Genomic DNA, 15,997 nt, shown 5'->3' with positions numbered 1-15,997 from the left:
GATGAGTAAGACCAAAGTGGCAACAGCACCGGGCCTGTGATAAATCTGGTGCAGGAAACGAAAACGGGACGAGGCGGATATCATGAGCGGTGTGACAAAAGCGATGCTGGTGGCAGCGGCATTGGGGCTGGCGGCCTGTACGGGCAATCCTTGGGATGATTCAGCGGGTGCCGGTGCAGGCGGTCCGGGCTCTGGCGCCGGGACTGGCACTGCGGGCCAGCTGGATCCCAGTAGTCCCGCCTACTTCCAGCAGGAGGTCGGCGACCGGGTGCTGTTCCTGGTTGACCAGTCCACTCTGTCAGATACAGCCGAGGTTGTGTTGCAGGGGCAGGCGCGCTGGCTGACCGCGAACCCTGACTATGTCGTCACGATCGAAGGCCATGCGGATGAGCAGGGCACCCGTGAGTACAACCTTGCCCTGGGTGCGCGTCGTGCCAATGCGGCACGGGAATACCTGCTGTCGCAAGGGGTGGCGGGTCACCGGCTGAAGGTTGTCAGCTTTGGCAAGGAGCGCCCGCTGGAGATCTGCTCTAATGAGGCCTGCTATGCCAAGAACCGTCGCGCGGTCACCGTGCTGGCGGGTGGCCTGACGGGGTAAGCGATCATGCAACTGCGTCCCCTTACGATTGCCGCCCTTGCGCTGACCTTGGCCCTGCCGCCTGTTGTGGCGCGGGCACAGGATCAGCAGACCCTTGCCGATATTCGTCAGGAGCTGACGGTGCTGCACGTCGAAATCCAGCGATTGAAGCGGGAGATGTCCACCACGGGCAGCCCGCAGACCCAAGTCGCGGGCGACAGCGTGCTGGACCGTGTCGGTGCCATCGAGGCGGAGTTGCAGCGCCTTACCGCCCAGACCGAACAGCTGTCTTACCGCGTGGACCGCGTGGTGCAGGATGGCACCAACCGGATTGGCGATCTGGAGTTTCGCCTGGTCGAGCTGGAAGGCGGCGATCTCTCGCAACTGGGGGAAACCAGCACGCTGGGGGGCGGTGATCTGCCCGCAGCCGGCGGCGTTGCCCTGCCAGCAACGCAGGCACCATCGGTTGATACCACATCTGAGCTGGCCGTGGGCGAACAGGCAGATTTCGACGCGGCCAAAGCGGCGTTGGACAGCGGTGCCTATCAGGAAGCGGCTGAGAAATTCGCGGCCTTTACCCAAGCCTATCCCGGCAGTCCGCTGGCGGCCGCCGTGGAATACAATCGCGGCAAGGCGCTGGACGGGTTGGGTGACACCCGCGAGGCGGCGCGGGCCTATCTGGCGTCCTTTTCGGGTAATTCGGGTGGCGACACGGCCCCCAAAGCGCTGTTTGAACTGGGGGCTGCATTGGGGCGCCTGGGGCAGACCAGTCAGGCCTGCGTGACATTGTCCGAAGTTGGCAGCCGGTTCCCTGCTGCCGCAGAAGCTGCCGCAGCCGAAGCAGAGCGCGCGAAGCTGGCCTGTAATTGACACTGCCGGGCCGGGATATCCATGCCATTGTGCAAGAGCAGTTTCGATCTGCCCTGCCGACGCGCCTGGGTGTTGCGGTGTCTGGCGGGGGCGATTCGATGGCGCTCTTGCATCTGCTGCACGAGTGTTTTGCTGATATCGGGGTCGAAATCTGTGTGGCGACGGTGGATCACGGTCTGCGCCCAACCTCCGGCGAAGAGGCCCGGATGGTGGCCGCTGAGGCGGCAAAACTGGGGCTGGCGCATGATGTCCTGCAATGGTGTGACCGTCCAATTGCCGGACAGACGGGAAACTTGCAGGAACAGGCCCGCAATGCCCGCTATACGCTACTGACCTCTTGGGCGCGCCTGAATGATGTGTCTGTACTGGTGCTGGGGCATACGGCTGACGATCAGGCAGAAACGCTGCTGATGCGGCTTGGGCGTGCCTCTGGCGTGTCTGGGCTGGCGGCAATGCCACGCAGTCGGGCGTTGGATGGCATCACATTGTTGCGCCCTCTGCTGGAGGTCACCCGCGAGGAATTGCGGAGCTATCTGCGTGCGCGCGATCTTTGCTGGGTCGAGGATCCCAGCAACGAGGATATGCGGTTTGAACGGGTGCGCGTGCGCCAAGCCATGGATGCGCTGGCACCGCTGGGATTGACAGTGGACCGTCTGGCGGCGGTGGCGCGCAATATGGGTTCGGCCCGTGAAGCCCTGGATTGGTATACGTTTCTCGCCGCGCGAGAGATGGCCGAGGTGCGCGATGGCAGCATTTTGATGGACCAACGTCAGTTTCGCACCCTGCCGGATGAAATTGCGCACCGGCTTGTGGTGCGGGCTGTGCAATGGGTCAGCGGGGCGGTGTACCCGCCCCGGCGCGAGCCGATGGCCCAGGCCAAGGACGCTGTGCGCCTTGGTGGATCCTTCACACTGGGGGGGTGCCGTATCGTCACCCGGAACCGGCGCACATGGGTTTGCCGCGAATTTAAGCCCGTGTCCGAGACAGTGACAGCGCCGGGCAAAATTTGGGATGGACGTTGGCGGGTGTTCGGCGGTGATGTCAAAGGTCATGAAATTCGCGCGCTTGGGCCGGAGGGCTTGAAACAATGCCCGGACTGGCGCAGCACAAAGACGCCGGCAGCGGTTCTGGAGGCCACGCCAGCAATCTGGAACGAGGGCACGCTGATTGCCGCGCCATTGGCGGGAAATGGCAATGGATGGTCTGCAGAACTGGTCCAGAACAGCGAAGAGTTCTTCACAGCCCTTTTATCGCATTGAACCTCACTGAAGTATCCCTATTTTAGAGGCAACGAAGGCGGCCTGCCAGGTCCGCCTCGAATATTGGGAGACTTTCCTTGGGCAACGTACGCAATATCGCCTTTTGGGTTGTTCTGTTTGTGCTCGTCTTGGCGCTGTTCAACTTGTTCAGTGGCTCCGGCAGCACGATGCAGAGCCGCGAGAGGACTTTTTCTGACTTTGTCAGCGCGGTTGAAAACGGCAATGTCAGCACCGTCACGCTGGATGGCGAACAGGTCCGTTATACGACGTCAGATGGCCAGAACTTTATGACCATCAAACCCGGCGACGCCGAGGTGACCTCGCTGTTGATCGACAACAACATTCCGGTGCGGGCTGAAAAGCAGCAACAATCCGGGTTCCAGTCATTCCTGCTGACGCTGCTGCCATTCCTGCTGCTGATCGGTGTCTGGATCTATTTCATGAACCGGATGCAGGGCGGCGGCAAAGGTGGTGCCATGGGCTTTGGCAAGTCAAAGGCCAAGATGCTGACCGAAAAGCACGGTCGCGTGACCTTTGATGATGTTGCCGGCATTGATGAGGCGAAAGAAGAGCTGGAAGAGATCGTTGAATTCCTGCGCAACCCGCAGAAATTCTCGCGTCTGGGCGGCAAGATCCCCAAGGGCGCGCTGCTGGTAGGCCCTCCGGGCACTGGTAAAACGCTGCTGGCGCGGGCCATTGCCGGTGAGGCAGGGGTGCCGTTCTTCACGATTTCCGGCTCTGATTTTGTCGAGATGTTCGTCGGCGTGGGTGCCTCCCGTGTGCGCGACATGTTTGAGCAGGCGAAGAAAAACGCGCCCTGCATTGTGTTCATCGACGAGATCGACGCCGTGGGTCGCCATCGTGGTGCCGGTTACGGCGGCGGCAATGACGAACGCGAGCAGACGCTGAACCAGCTGCTGGTCGAAATGGATGGCTTTGAGGCCAACGAAGGCGTGATCATTCTGGCGGCCACAAACCGCAAGGACGTTCTGGACCCTGCCTTGCTGCGTCCGGGCCGGTTCGACCGCAACGTCACCGTGGGCAACCCCGACATCAAAGGCCGCGAGAAGATTCTCGGCGTCCATGCCCGCAAAACCCCGCTTGGCCCCGACGTTGATCTGCGGATCATTGCCCGCGGCACGCCGGGTTTCTCTGGCGCGGATCTGGCCAATCTGGTCAATGAGGCGGCATTGATGGCCGCCCGTGTCGGCCGCCGCTTTGTCACCATGGAAGATTTCGAATCGGCCAAGGATAAGGTGATGATGGGGGCAGAGCGCCGGTCTATGGTGCTGACCCAGGACCAGAAAGAAAAAACCGCCTATCATGAATCGGGTCATGCCGTTGTGGGTATGGCGCTGCCGCTGTGCGATCCTGTCTATAAGGCGACCATCATTCCGCGTGGTGGTGCGTTGGGGATGGTTGTGTCACTGCCGGAAATGGACCGTCTCAACTATCACCGTGATGAATGTAAGCAAAAGCTGGCGATGACCATGGCGGGCAAAGCCGCCGAGGTGATCAAATACGGTGAAGATCACGTTTCGAACGGTCCGGCTGGTGATATCCAGCAGGCCAGCCAGCTGGCACGGGCGATGGTGCTGCGTTGGGGCATGTCGGATAAGGTCGGCAATATCGACTACGCCGAGGCCCATGAAGGCTATTCGGGCAACACCGGTGGTTTCTCGGTCTCTGCCAACACCAAAGAGCTGATCGAGGATGAGGTGAAACGCTTCATTCAGGAAGGCTATGAGCAGGCGTTGCAGATCCTCAAGGACAAGAACGAGGAATGGGAGCGTCTGGCGCAGGGCCTTTTGGAATATGAGACCCTGACCGGCGATGAGATCAAGCGCGTCATGAAGGGCGAACCGCCACAGGCGGGCGAAGACGAGGACGATGATGCCGATGCCGGTAACGCCTCTGTCACCGCGATCCCAAAAGCCAAGCCCAAGAAAACCCTGTCGGATGATGGCATGGAGCCAGAGCCGTCCTCCTGAAGGCCGCCTAGGCAAGATGAATGATATCAAACCCGGTTACCCAAGTGGTGACCGGGTTTTTTTGTCTTTGGCAGCAATAGTTTGACGGACAGATGACACCCCGATGCCGGACGCTCGGTGCAGGCTGGTCAGGCACTGATTTCGCTCCTATGCTGCGCGCGATCAAGGATATCATTTACCAAGGGAGAGGCCCGATGCCGGTCATGCGCGAAACGGAATTTCAGGGCGAGGTCACCTGGATGGGCTATGTTCCAGAGGTGACCGGTGGTTTGCGCTCCGAGCGTCAGGAACAGCTCAATTTCACCTTTGAAGGCATCGCCGGTGAACGTCACGAAGGCACCTTGCGCGCGTCCTGTGTGCGGGTGCGCAACTTGTATCCAGAGGGCACGGAAATTCGCAATCTGCGGCAGATCAGCATCCTGTCCGAGGAGGAACTGGCATTGATTGCGGCTGATATGGGGATGGATCACTTGGATCCGGTGCATCTGGGCGCGACCTTGGTGCTGCGCGGCATTCCTGACCTGACACATTTGCCGCCTTCCAGCCGGTTGCAGGGGCCGGATGGGGTGACCCTGACGGTGGATATCGAAAACCGGCCCTGCATATTCCCGGCGAAGGAAATCGAGAAGGATCACAAGGGCTTTGGTCCGAAATTCAAACCTGCCGCAACCCACCGGCGTGGGGTGATGGCCTGGGTGGAACGGCCCGGCGTGTTGAAAGCGGGCGAAAGCCTGCGCCTGTTTGTGCCCGATCAACCAGCCTGGGCCCCCTGAGTCGCGCGGACTTGGTTGCGGATAGACGTCAGGGCGGCACAATCGGCAACCTTTGGCTGCCCTAGCGTGAATGAACGCCGCTTCAATGCCTGATCATGTCGGAAATCACGCGCATGGAATGTCGCAGAAGAGCTAAGTCTTGCGGGAAACCGGCACCTCTGTGCCAATCCCTGCGACCTCACAATTCAGGAACCCGGCCATGAGCTACAAGAGTGACATCGAAATCGCCCGCGAGGCGCAGAAGCGTCCGATTCAGGAAATCGGTGCCAAGATCGGCATCTCCAGCGACGATCTGCTGCCCTATGGCCACGACAAGGCGAAGGTGAGCCAGGAGTTCATCAACTCGGTGCAGTCGAAGGACGACGGCAAGCTGATCCTGGTGACCGCGATCAACCCGACCCCGGCGGGCGAAGGCAAGACGACCACCACCGTGGGTCTGGGCGATGGCCTGAACCGCATCGGCAAAAACGCGATGATCTGTATCCGCGAAGCGAGCCTCGGCCCGAACTTCGGTATGAAGGGTGGCGCCGCAGGCGGTGGTTACGCACAGGTTGTTCCGATGGAGGAAATGAACCTCCACTTCACCGGCGACTTTCACGCCATCACCTCTGCCCACTCGCTGCTGTCGGCGATGATTGACAACCACATCTACTGGGGCAATGAGTGCGAAATCGACATCCGTCGCGTTGCATGGCGTCGTGTGGTCGACATGAACGACCGCGCCCTGCGTCAGATCACGGCATCTTTGGGCGGTGTGTCCAACGGCTTCCCGCGCGAAACCGGCTTTGACATCACCGTGGCGTCCGAAGTCATGGCGATCCTGTGCCTTGCCAACGACCTGAAGGATCTGGAAAAGCGTCTGGGCGACATCATCGTGGCCTACCGCCGCGACAAAACCCCGGTTTACTGCCGCGACATCAAGGCAGAAGGCGCAATGACCGTTCTGTTGAAAGACGCAATGCAGCCGAACCTGGTGCAGACCCTGGAAAACAACCCGGCGTTTGTGCACGGTGGTCCGTTCGCGAACATCGCCCACGGCTGTAACTCGGTGATTGCAACCAAAACCGCGCTGAAAGTGGCCGACTATGTCGTCACCGAAGCAGGCTTTGGTGCGGATCTTGGTGCTGAGAAGTTCATGAACATCAAATGCCGCAAGGCAGGCATCGCACCGTCCGCGGTTGTGCTGGTTGCCACCGTGCGTGCGATGAAGATGAACGGCGGTGTGGCCAAGGCGGATCTGGGCGCTGAAAACGTCGACGCCGTGAACTCCGGCTGTGCCAACCTTGGTCGCCACATCGAGAACATCAAATCCTTTGGTGTGCCGGTTGTTGTCGCAATCAACCACTTCGTGACCGACACCGATGCGGAAGTCGACGCTGTCAAAGCCTACGCCGCCACCCATGGTGTTGAAGCGGTTCTGTCGCGCCATTGGGAATTGGGGTCGGAAGGTTCTGCACCGCTGGCCGAAAAAGTCGTGGAAATCATCGAAGGTGGCTCGGCCAACTTTGCACCGATCTATCCCGACGACATGCCGCTGTTTGAGAAGATCGAAACCATTGCCAAGCGCATCTATCGTGCTGACGAGGTTCTGGCCGACAATAAGATCCGCAACCAGCTGAAAGAATGGGAAGAGGCGGGCTACGGCAACCTGCCGGTCTGTATGGCGAAAACCCAGTATTCTTTCTCTACCGATCCGTCCCTGCGTGGCGCACCAACCGGCCATTCGGTCCCGGTTCGCGAAGTGCGCTTGTCGGCGGGCGCTGGTTTCATCGTCGCAGTCTGCGGCGAGATCATGACCATGCCGGGTCTGCCACGCAAACCTGCGTCGGAAAGCATCCGCCTGAACGACGATGGCCAGATCGAAGGCTTGTTCTAAGGCCTGAAATAGGCAATCTGCGGCCCGGGGAGCCTCCCCGGGCCGCAGGAGTTTGAAGATGACTGACCGACACCCGCCACAAGACTGTGCTGATATGCCAGCACTGCGGCAGCAGATCGACAGGCTGGACCGGGATCTGATTGCGCTGCTGGCCGAACGGGCGGGCTATATCGACCGCGCGATTGCGTTGAAGACGGCCAACAACTGGCCTGCGCGCATTCCGGCCCGCGTCGAAGAGGTGGTTGCAAACGCCCGGACCACGGCCAGCGCTGCGGGGCTAGACCCTGATCTGGTCGAGAGCTTGTGGCGCCAGCTGGTAGAATGGTCGATTGCCCGTGAGGCACGGGTGATCCGCGAGGAGTAACGCGCAGCCCATGTGGCGCGCAGCAAGAGGACAAAAGCAATGGCAGCGAATATCATCGACGGGAAGGCCTTTGCCGCCACCGTGCGTGAAAAAGTGGCAGGCCACGTGGCCCGGCTGAAGGAAGAGCACGACATCACCCCCGGCCTGGCCGTGGTGCTGGTGGGCGAAGACCCTGCAAGCCAGGTCTATGTGCGCTCCAAGGGCAAGCAGACCGTCGAAGTCGGCATGAATTCCTACGAGCATAAGCTGGACGCCGATACCTCTGAGGCGAATCTGCTGGCGGTGGTTGACAAGCTGAACAACGATCCCAGCGTTCATGGCATTCTGGTTCAGCTGCCGCTGCCCGGCCATTTGAACGAAGATCTGATCATCAACTCTATCGCGCCGGAGAAAGACGTGGACGGGTTCCATATCTCCAACGTGGGTCTGCTGGGCACAGGTCAAAAGAGCATGGTGCCCTGCACGCCGCTGGGCTGCCTGATGATGCTGCGCGACTATCACGGCTCGCTGTCGGGCATGGACGCGGTTGTGATTGGCCGGTCGAACATTGTCGGTAAGCCGATGGCGCAGCTGCTCTTGGGCGATAGCTGCACCGTGACAATCGCGCATTCCCGCACCAAGGATCTGCCGGATGTTGTCCGCCGCGCGGATATCGTCGTTGCTGCTGTTGGCCGCCCTGAAATGGTGCCGGGCGATTGGATCAAGGAAGGCGCCACCGTGATCGACGTGGGCATCAACCGTATCCCCGCGCCTGAAAAGGGCGACGGCAAGATGAAGCTGGTGGGTGATGTGGATTACGCCAGCTGCGCCGAGCGCGCAGGCGCGATCACCCCGGTGCCCGGCGGCGTTGGTCCGATGACCATTGCCTGCCTGCTGGCCAACACGGTGACCGCCTGCTGCCGCGCCAATGGGCTGGCAGAGCCGGAAGGCCTGACTGCGTAGATCCCGCGCAAAACCACAACGGTAACGTTTGATACTCCCGTCGGATGCCTCCGGCGGGAGTATTTTTAGAAAGGTGAAAAGGTGACGGGTAGTGGCGCTTAGACCGTCACTGGCACCATTGTGCCCTGCAGAAGGGCGATCAGTTTCTCATCTTCGCCGGTGATGGCATGGACTTCGGCGGTGACGATGATCAGGCGGCGGCCGGGTTTGATGACCTTGCCGGTGGCGCGCAGCAGATCGCCCGCACCCGGTGCGAGGAGGTTGATCTTCATCTCTGCTGTCATGACCTCGCTATCCTGCGGCATCAGGGTCAGCGCGGCGTAGCCCGCGGCGCTGTCACCAATGGCAAAGCTGAGGGCGGCATGGGCAACGCCATGCTGCTGGCGGCTGCCCGGTAAGATCGGCGCGGTGAGGGTGACGGTGCCTTCGCCGACCTCTGCGATTTCTGCGCCCAGCGTTTGCATCATGGTCTGTCTGGCAAAACTGTTGCGGATGCGCTGTTCGATCATAGCTGTCCCTTTCCCATTTGCCCCAGCATAGACGGCGGAGGCCGTGGTGGGGATGTGACGCTGTGGCATGATGTATGCTGTGGTGGCTGTCAGCGCGGCATCGGGCAGGGCAGGGCGCGTGGCCCGGTGAGGATCGCGAGGGCGCGCGGTGACATCAGATCCCGCAGCGCGCTATGGGTGGTGCAAAGGCCGCCGGTATAGGTGCCGAAGGCGGGCAGGATCAGCCGCTGGTGATCGGCCAGAAACGCCGGTCGGGCGCTGCCGCGCAGGCGGGCCTTCGGGTGGTAATGCCCGGAGATTTCGGCGGTGGCGTCTTTGTCGGGGTGGCTGGTAAATGCCGAGTCAGCGATGTGGCGAAACAGCAGCGGGCCAAGGGTCAGGCTGTCCAGCGCGGCCCCTGCCAGCCCGGTCGGGGCGGGATCATGATTGCCGGTGATCCAGACCCAGCGGGTGGCGGTAATAAGCTGCTCAAGGCGCGCGCGATCCGTCGGCGACAGCGCGGCAGCGGCGGCGTCATCGTCGAAACTGTCGCCCAGACAGACGACCATCTCCGGCTGCGTCTGCTCGATCACCGCTGCAAGGCGGTCCAGCGTATCGCGGGTCTCATAGGGGGGCAGGGCGGTGCCGCCGCGCCTGAGCTGGCGTTCGGATTTCCCTAGATGCAAATCGGCGACGCAAAGTAGCCCGCGCGTCTGCCACCAGAGCGCGCCGGATCCAAGTGCTGTGAGGCGCTCGCCTGCGAGGGAGAAATCATAGCCGGCCATCATGGGTCTGATCGCTGGTTTTGCGGGCGGGTGCAAGTCCCGCCTACCGCTGTCAGAGGTCCGGTTCCTGCGGTGGCGTCAGCTCGGCCAGCCCGGCACTCCGCATCAGGTCCTCGGTCTCGCGTTGCAGCAGTTTTTCCTGTGCCGCGCCTTTTACCGGGACCTTGCCGACCTCAAGCAGCAGGGGGGCTGCAAGGGGGGAGATCCGCGTCAGGCGGTTGAGGGTGGTGCGGCCCTTGGTGCGCGCCAGCATCTCCTCAATGCGGCCGAAATCCACCAAACCGCCAAGCGCCTCCTGCCGCGTGATGTCCAGAAGCAGGTGATCGGGATCATATTTGCGCAGGGTGTCGTAGAGGATGTCAGAGGAGAACGTCGCCTGACGGCCGTTCTTGCGCTGGCCGGGGGTGTTGCGTTCGATGAGGCCTGCGATATTGGCCACGGCGCGAAAGCTGCGTTTCATCACCGCGTTGTCCGCCAGCCAGCCATCGAGACCGGCGCGCAGTTTGTCCGGGTCGAACAGGGGGGCGGGGTCGTCAACCGGGCTGAGACCCCAGATCAGCGTGGCATAATCGGTGGCAACAAAGCCCAGCGGGTCGAGAGACAGCTCTTCCATGCGCTTGGTCAGCAAAAGGCCCAGCGTCTGCATCGCGTTGCGCCCGGCAAAGCCATAGACGCAGAGATATTCGCGCCCCCGGAAGGGAAAGCTCTCCAACAGCAGCTGGCCCCGGCGCGGCATCTCAGAGACCTGACGCTGCAACGCCAGCCAGTTGGCGGTATGGGGCGGCAGATCCGGCCAGCTGTCGCGTTGCAGGATATCCAGAATGCGGGTGCTGAGCTGGGTTGAGGTGGCAAATTTGGTGCCGGAGAAGACCGCCACCTTGGGCGTCTTGCTGGCATTGCGACTGACCTCCACCGTCATTTCACGCAAAGATTCATAGCGTACCACCTGCCCGCCGATGAGAAAGGTATCTCCGGGTGTGAGGGTGGCGGCAAAGGCTTCCTCAATTTCCCCCAGCGGTTTGCCACCACGGCTGCGTTTGAGCCTGACCTTCAACAGATCGGCGTCCTGAATGGTGCCAATGTTCATGCGGATGCGGCGGGCGGCGCGGGGGTCGCGCAGCTGCCACAGCCCGTCGGGGCGCTGCAGCAGCCGCTGCCATTGGTCATAGACCCGAAGCGCGTAGCCACCGGTGGCACAGAAGTCGAGGCAGGCGTCGAACTCTGCGCGGGTGAGGCTGGCATAGGCGCCAGCGCCGGTAACCTCAGCAAACAGATCATCGGCAGCAAAGGGACCGGCGCACGCGCGGATCAGGATGTGCTGACACAGGACGTCGCGGGGGCCGGGGGAGCGTGGCGATCCGTCCAGCGTGCCTGCCTCAACCGCCTCAAGGGCGGCGCGGCATTCCACCACCTCAAACCGGTTGGCGGGCACCAGCAGCGCCTTGGAGGGGGCGTTGTAGCGGTGGTTGGCGCGTCCGATGCGCTGCACCAGTCGCTTGACGTTTTTTGGCGCGCCGATCTGGATCACCAGATCCACATCCCCCCAGTCGATGCCCAGATCAAGCGAGCCGGTGCAGACGACCGCGCGCAGATCGCCGCGGACCATTGCCGCCTCCACCCGGTCGCGCTGCACTCGATCAAGCGAGCCGTGGTGGATGCCAATCGGCAGGCCGTCCTCATTGGCGAGCCAGAGATTGCGAAAGAAGATTTCGGCCTGGGCGCGGGTGTTGTGAAAGATCAGCGTGGTCCTGTGCGCTTTGATCTGTTCCAGCACGGCAGGGATGGCATGGGCCGCGCCGCCGCCAGCCCAGGGCGGAGCCGCGTCCGTGTTCAGCATCCGGATGTCGGGGGCGGGGCCGGGATCGGCCAGCACGATATCACAGGGGTCCGGGTGGCGGGCCAGATATTGCGCGATGGCGGCGGGGTCATCGACGGTGGCCGAAAGGCCGACGCGGCGCATGTCGGGACAGATCGCCTGTAGTCGGGTCAGGGCGAGCATCAGTTGATCGCCGCGTTTGCTGTCGGCGAGGGCGTGGATTTCATCCAGCACCACCCGTTTCAGCCCCGCAAACATGCGCGGCGCGTCCTCGTAAGAGGTGAGCAGGGCGAGGCTTTCTGGCGTGGTGAGCAGAATGTGGGGGGGATCGGCGCGCTGGCGGCGCTTTCGGCTGGCGGGGGTGTCACCGGTGCGGTCATCAATGCGGATGGGCAGGCCGATGTCGTCAACCGGGGTGCGCAGGTTGCGTTTGATATCGGCCGCCAGTGCCTTCAGCGGTGAGACATAGAGGGTGTGCAGCCCCTGATGGTCGCCGGTGGCAAGATCGGCCAGCGTCGGCAGGAAGCCGGCCATGGTCTTGCCGCCGCCGGTGGGGGCAATCAGCAGGGTGGCCGGCTCCCCGGCACGGTCCAGCATCTCTTGCTGGTGGGGATGGATGGTCCAGCCACGGGTGCTGAACCAATCCGTGATGACATCGGGAAGCCTGCTCATCCGACTTATGTAGGCGCGGTGGCAGAAGTTTTCTAAAAGTTCTGGCCAAAGTTTTAAAAAACTTTGGGGTGGCTCATTTGACGATGTGTTCGTCCTTCACGAACATATTGGCCCAGGCGCGGTCGATGAGGTCCGGAGACATCTGGTAGGGGATGCCTTCGAAATCGCAGATCGCCTTCATCTGGTCGATCAGGAAGACCGGTTGATAATTGGCGTAGATATTGTCGATGGTCGGGTATTTGCGTTTCAAGAGGTGGACCAGCGCGGCCTCATCGAGGGGGATGCCTTTCTTCTGCGCTACCATTGCAAAGATTTTGAGGAAGTTTTCCTGATCCGGGCCGTCGATTTTGATCTTGAAGAAGATCCGACGCAGAGCGGCCTGATCGAAGATTTCATTGGGGTGGAAGTTGGTGGAGAAAATCACCAGCGTGTCAAACGGCACCTCGAATTTCTCGCCCGATTGCAGGGAGAGGATATCGCGGCCCTCTTCCAGCGGCACGATCCAGCGGTTGACCAGCGCCTGCGGTGATTCCGCCTGCCGGCCAAGGTCATCGACGATGAAGATGCCGCCGGTGGATTTCAGCTGTAGCGGTGCCTGATAGGTGCGCGCAGTGGGGTTGTAGACCAGATCCAGCATCGACAGGGACAGCTCACCCCCGGTCACGACAGTGGGGCGTTCACACATCACATAGCGGCTGTCAAAGCGGCGCGCACGGCGCAGGCTGTTGGGGTCGTCCTCTGGCAAGGGCACGGCGGTGTGCACGATGGGATCATAGACCGTGATCACCTGACCTGCATATTCGATGGCGCGGGGCACATAGACATGGTCCCCCAGCGCGTCGCGGATGCCGTTGGAGATGGAGGATTTACCGTTGCCGGGTGGGCCATACATCAGGATGGAGCGACCGGCGCTGACGGCGGGGCCAAGGTGGTCCAGCAGGCTGTCGGGCAGCACCAGATGCCCCATCGCGCCCAAAAGCTGCTGACGGGTGACCAGAATATTGCGGATCGACTGGCGTTTGACCTGCTCGCGGTAGATGTCCAGCGGCACCGGCATGGCGCCGTAGTACTCCGACTGGCTGAGAGCATCCAGCGCGCGGGCCTTGCCTGCTTCGGTCAGCTGATAGCCCATTTCGTTGCCGCTGTTGGCGTTCAGTGTACCGGTGGCCTCCAGCAGTTTCTGTTCGCGGGCAATATCCACCAGTTCCTGTGTCACCGGGATCGGCAGGCAGATTGCGGCGGCGATTTCGCTGACGTTTTCGCAGGTCTTGCGAAAGATCGTTTTCAGCAGGATATCCCGCATCATCACCATGGGGAGCTGCATTTGCTCCAGCCCGCGCGGAGAGGGGGGCGCCATTACGGCGGAGGTTTCCATATTCATGCTGCGGCCTGCCTGTCTCGGTTGCACAAGGGCACGCCGGATGGCGCGCGGGTGTTCCAGGCAAGAGTTTATTCAGCACTGTGGCACAAGCGGGGCAAAGCTGGTGCATTTCCGCGAAGCGGCAGATCACATGTCACGCATTTTAGAAAATTGTCAGGCAGATCCGATCTGGTCTGAGACGTCTCAGACGGGGGCGGTCTGGCCCAGCTGGCTGCCCAGGACCAGATAGAATACCAAGGTGCCGCCAAGGCAGAGGCCCATCGGGAATTTGCTGCCAACATCCCAGCTCTTCCAATGGGGGGCGAGACGGCGCAGGGGGGTGTATTTGGCAATACGATGCGTCAGGAACCCAGCCAGCAGCATGGCGGAGAAGATGATCACCACCACGGAAAGATCGCCAAAGACCACAAAGGGGGCTGCGGCACCGGCAAATTTGGCGTCCCCCGCCCCGACCATGCCCGCGCTGTAGCACAGGAAACCAAGGCCGATGCCGATGGGCAGATGCAGCAACTGCCAGCCATAGTCCGTCCAGCTCATCAGGAAGGGGCCGACAATCACAAAGATCGCACCGAGAAGATCCATCGTCCAGTTGGGGATTCGCATATGGCGCAGGTCATTGAGCGCGACCACACAGCAGAGGGGCACAACGAAGGGCAGAAACCACAGGGCGACATGGGCCGAGATCAACATGGACAGCAGGCTCCGGTGGTTAGCCGTTTTCCAGCGCAGCAAGCGCGCGGGCGGCGGCATCGAAATGCTGCGGATGGGTAGAGATCGCCTGACGCAGCAGGCTTTCGCCGGTCTGGACGTCGCCCTGTTTCACAGCTGATAGCGCCAGCGTGTGCAACAGCTGGGCGCGTTCGCTTTGGTCCATCGGGATCACCGGCAGGGTGTAGTTGCGCTGTGCGCCACGGGCCAGCACCAGATTGTTCTTGGCGGTGAACAGTGATTGATCCTGACGGATGGCGTCGCCGAACAGGCGCTCGGCCTCGGCATAATCGCCACGGGTCAGTTTGGAGTAACCCCAGTTGTTCATCACGCGGGCGGGCTGCGTGGTGAGGCCAACAGCGGTCTGGTAAAAGCTGTCGGAGCGTTTCCAATTCTGCTCGGAATCGGCCACCATCGCCTCCAGCCGATAGCGTTTGAAGGTCTCGTGGGTGGGCGGCACCTTGTCGAGCGTAGCCTTGGCCTCGTCCCAATTGCTGGTGCGGATCAGCGCATCGGCCAGTTCGACGCGGTCAGCATCGGTGGCCTCGGGGAGGGAGACGACCTTTTTCCAGGCGGTGACCGCCTCGGTGTTGCGCTTGGCGCGGATCAGCGAGAGCGCCAGTCCGCGGTTGAGGTCGATCCGCTCGGGGGCGGATTTTACGGTGCGCTGGAAATAGGTGACGGCCTCATTCGGGTCGGCAACCGTCAGCATCACATCGTTGAGATTACTCTCGTCGACCACGTTCACCTCCTGAAAGGCGCGGTCCACGGCTTCGGTGTCGTCCTTGGCGCAGGCCGACAGGACAAGCCCACCGACCAGACATGCGGATACGAAAATCTGCTGGCGCATTTTTTGCGTCCTCTGTGCTGCTCTGCCTCTAGGCCTTGCGTCACCGGGACGTGCGAATCAGGTAACTGCCCCCGCCGCGTTGCACCAATGCGTAGCCTTTTTGTTGCGGATCACTATGCGTGCTCTGGTCAAGTTTTGCGAGGGCAAGGCGGAAATTTTCGCGGATTGCGTCACTTTCGCCATTATCAAGCGCGAAGGCGCGGCGCAGGATCTGCTCAGCCTCGGGGTATTTCTGCCGTTCCATCAGCACCACGCCGAGGTTGTTCATCGCGGCTGGCCAGTCGGGGTCACGCTCCACCGCGCGGCGCAGATGGGTTTCGGCCTGCCCCAGACGCCCCAGTCCCAGATTGGCGGTGCCCAGCCCAGAGAGCACCTCGGCGCTCAGCCCGTCCTCTAGTGCGGCACGGGTGAAGGCATCCAGCGCCAGCTCATATTCCGCCGCGGCCATCAGCCGGTGGCCGACAATGAGGCCGCTTTCGGCGGTTCCACGGGGATCGACACCGGGCAAGGCCGGACCGCCCAGAGGATCCTTCGGATCCGGTTTGCCGCCCGACGACATGCAAGCCGCCACCAACGCAAGCGCGAGGGTGGCGGTGATCAGTCGACAGAGACGGGAGGGGAGGCCCCAACCCAATGTCATCATGT

Annotated in this window: 15 protein-coding genes; 8 read left to right on the top strand and 7 right to left on the bottom strand. The window is 61.8% G+C overall.

Features of this window, described 5'->3' with window-relative positions:
- Nucleotides 1-82 precede the first annotated feature (82 nt).
- The 8 genes from pal to folD all read left to right on the top strand — a co-directional run bounded on the left by pal (nt 83) and on the right by folD (nt 8,652).
- Nucleotides 83-598 (top strand): peptidoglycan-associated lipoprotein Pal, encoded by a 516-nt coding sequence (gene pal / locus PhaeoP97_RS13615; RefSeq protein ID WP_072505519.1) that lies wholly within the window; start codon nt 83-85, stop codon nt 596-598.
- Between the two features lie 6 nt (nt 599-604).
- Nucleotides 605-1,447 (top strand): tol-pal system protein YbgF, encoded by an 843-nt coding sequence (gene ybgF, locus PhaeoP97_RS13610; RefSeq protein ID WP_072505518.1) that lies wholly within the window; start codon nt 605-607, stop codon nt 1,445-1,447.
- Between the two features lie 98 nt (nt 1,448-1,545).
- On the top strand, nt 1,546-2,706 hold the full coding sequence (gene tilS, locus PhaeoP97_RS13605; RefSeq protein WP_237029027.1) for a tRNA lysidine(34) synthetase TilS: 1,161 nt from the start codon (nt 1,546-1,548) through the stop codon (nt 2,704-2,706).
- Nucleotides 2,707-2,783: 77 nt separating this feature from the next.
- Entirely contained in the window at nt 2,784-4,697 is a 1,914-nt protein-coding gene (gene ftsH, locus PhaeoP97_RS13600) for an ATP-dependent zinc metalloprotease FtsH (RefSeq protein ID WP_072505516.1), read from the top strand.
- Between the two features lie 194 nt (nt 4,698-4,891).
- Nucleotides 4,892-5,470 carry an MOSC domain-containing protein gene (locus PhaeoP97_RS13595; protein ID WP_072506486.1) on the top strand — a complete coding sequence of 193 codons (579 nt, stop codon included), beginning with the start codon at nt 4,892-4,894 and terminating at the stop codon, nt 5,468-5,470.
- A 199-nt stretch (nt 5,471-5,669) separates the two neighbouring features.
- On the top strand, nt 5,670-7,346 hold the full coding sequence (locus tag PhaeoP97_RS13590) for a formate--tetrahydrofolate ligase (protein WP_072505515.1): 1,677 nt from the start codon (nt 5,670-5,672) through the stop codon (nt 7,344-7,346).
- 58 nt (nt 7,347-7,404) lie between these two features.
- Nucleotides 7,405-7,710 carry a chorismate mutase gene (locus PhaeoP97_RS13585; protein ID WP_014873697.1) on the top strand — a complete coding sequence of 102 codons (306 nt, stop codon included), beginning with the start codon at nt 7,405-7,407 and terminating at the stop codon, nt 7,708-7,710.
- A 39-nt stretch (nt 7,711-7,749) separates the two neighbouring features.
- Nucleotides 7,750-8,652: a bifunctional methylenetetrahydrofolate dehydrogenase/methenyltetrahydrofolate cyclohydrolase FolD gene (gene folD / locus PhaeoP97_RS13580; protein ID WP_072505514.1), complete on the top strand. Its 903-nt coding sequence runs from the start codon at nt 7,750-7,752 to the stop codon at nt 8,650-8,652.
- Nucleotides 8,653-8,750: 98 nt separating this feature from the next.
- Here the strand turns inward: folD and PhaeoP97_RS13575 are convergent, their stop codons facing one another.
- From PhaeoP97_RS13575 to PhaeoP97_RS13545, 7 genes are all read right to left on the bottom strand, one after another.
- Entirely contained in the window at nt 8,751-9,161 is a 411-nt protein-coding gene (locus tag PhaeoP97_RS13575) for a PaaI family thioesterase (protein ID WP_072505513.1), read from the bottom strand.
- An 89-nt stretch (nt 9,162-9,250) separates the two neighbouring features.
- A complete protein-coding gene (gene pdeM, locus PhaeoP97_RS13570) occupies nt 9,251-9,925 on the bottom strand; it encodes a ligase-associated DNA damage response endonuclease PdeM (RefSeq protein WP_072506485.1) in 675 nt (224 codons plus the stop codon).
- 52 nt (nt 9,926-9,977) lie between these two features.
- Nucleotides 9,978-12,413 (bottom strand): ligase-associated DNA damage response DEXH box helicase, encoded by a 2,436-nt coding sequence (locus tag PhaeoP97_RS13565; RefSeq protein ID WP_072505512.1) that lies wholly within the window; start codon nt 12,411-12,413, stop codon nt 9,978-9,980.
- 73 nt (nt 12,414-12,486) lie between these two features.
- Nucleotides 12,487-13,794, bottom strand: a complete 1,308-nt coding sequence (locus tag PhaeoP97_RS13560) for an ATPase (RefSeq protein WP_072505511.1) — start codon at nt 13,792-13,794, stop codon at nt 12,487-12,489.
- A 183-nt stretch (nt 13,795-13,977) separates the two neighbouring features.
- Nucleotides 13,978-14,484 carry an A24 family peptidase gene (locus PhaeoP97_RS13555; protein WP_072506484.1) on the bottom strand — a complete coding sequence of 169 codons (507 nt, stop codon included), beginning with the start codon at nt 14,482-14,484 and terminating at the stop codon, nt 13,978-13,980.
- A gap of 19 nt (nt 14,485-14,503) precedes the next feature.
- On the bottom strand, nt 14,504-15,352 hold the full coding sequence (locus PhaeoP97_RS13550; RefSeq protein ID WP_027247930.1) for a tetratricopeptide repeat protein: 849 nt from the start codon (nt 15,350-15,352) through the stop codon (nt 14,504-14,506).
- Nucleotides 15,353-15,392: 40 nt separating this feature from the next.
- Entirely contained in the window at nt 15,393-15,995 is a 603-nt protein-coding gene (locus PhaeoP97_RS13545) for a tetratricopeptide repeat protein (RefSeq protein ID WP_072505510.1), read from the bottom strand.
- Between the last annotated feature and the right edge of the window lie 2 nt (nt 15,996-15,997).

Source organism: Phaeobacter porticola (assembly GCF_001888185.1).
Classification (GTDB): domain Bacteria; phylum Pseudomonadota; class Alphaproteobacteria; order Rhodobacterales; family Rhodobacteraceae; genus Phaeobacter; species Phaeobacter porticola.
Note: the sequence above shows the minus strand (reverse complement) of the source record. Positions and strands in the feature narration are given on the sequence as shown.

Excerpts from the sequence above, each read along its gene's own strand:
- pal (WP_072505519.1), top strand. The coding sequence starts at position 83 with ATGAGCGGTGTGACAAAAGCGATGCTGGTGGCAGCGGCATTGGGGCTG.
- ybgF (WP_072505518.1), top strand. The coding sequence starts at position 605 with ATGCAACTGCGTCCCCTTACGATTGCCGCCCTTGCGCTGACCTTGGCC.
- tilS (WP_237029027.1), top strand. The coding sequence starts at position 1,546 with ATGGCGCTCTTGCATCTGCTGCACGAGTGTTTTGCTGATATCGGGGTC.
- PhaeoP97_RS13595 (WP_072506486.1), top strand. The coding sequence starts at position 4,892 with ATGCCGGTCATGCGCGAAACGGAATTTCAGGGCGAGGTCACCTGGATG.
- PhaeoP97_RS13590 (WP_072505515.1), top strand. The coding sequence starts at position 5,670 with ATGAGCTACAAGAGTGACATCGAAATCGCCCGCGAGGCGCAGAAGCGT.
- PhaeoP97_RS13585 (WP_014873697.1), top strand. The coding sequence starts at position 7,405 with ATGACTGACCGACACCCGCCACAAGACTGTGCTGATATGCCAGCACTG.
- folD (WP_072505514.1), top strand. The coding sequence starts at position 7,750 with ATGGCAGCGAATATCATCGACGGGAAGGCCTTTGCCGCCACCGTGCGT.
- PhaeoP97_RS13575 (WP_072505513.1), bottom strand. The coding sequence starts at position 9,161 with ATGATCGAACAGCGCATCCGCAACAGTTTTGCCAGACAGACCATGATG.
- pdeM (WP_072506485.1), bottom strand. The coding sequence starts at position 9,925 with ATGGCCGGCTATGATTTCTCCCTCGCAGGCGAGCGCCTCACAGCACTT.
- PhaeoP97_RS13565 (WP_072505512.1), bottom strand. The coding sequence starts at position 12,413 with ATGAGCAGGCTTCCCGATGTCATCACGGATTGGTTCAGCACCCGTGGC.
- PhaeoP97_RS13560 (WP_072505511.1), bottom strand. The coding sequence starts at position 13,794 with ATGAATATGGAAACCTCCGCCGTAATGGCGCCCCCCTCTCCGCGCGGG.
- PhaeoP97_RS13555 (WP_072506484.1), bottom strand. The coding sequence starts at position 14,484 with ATGTTGATCTCGGCCCATGTCGCCCTGTGGTTTCTGCCCTTCGTTGTG.
- PhaeoP97_RS13550 (WP_027247930.1), bottom strand. The coding sequence starts at position 15,352 with ATGCGCCAGCAGATTTTCGTATCCGCATGTCTGGTCGGTGGGCTTGTC.
- PhaeoP97_RS13545 (WP_072505510.1), bottom strand. The coding sequence starts at position 15,995 with ATGATGACATTGGGTTGGGGCCTCCCCTCCCGTCTCTGTCGACTGATC.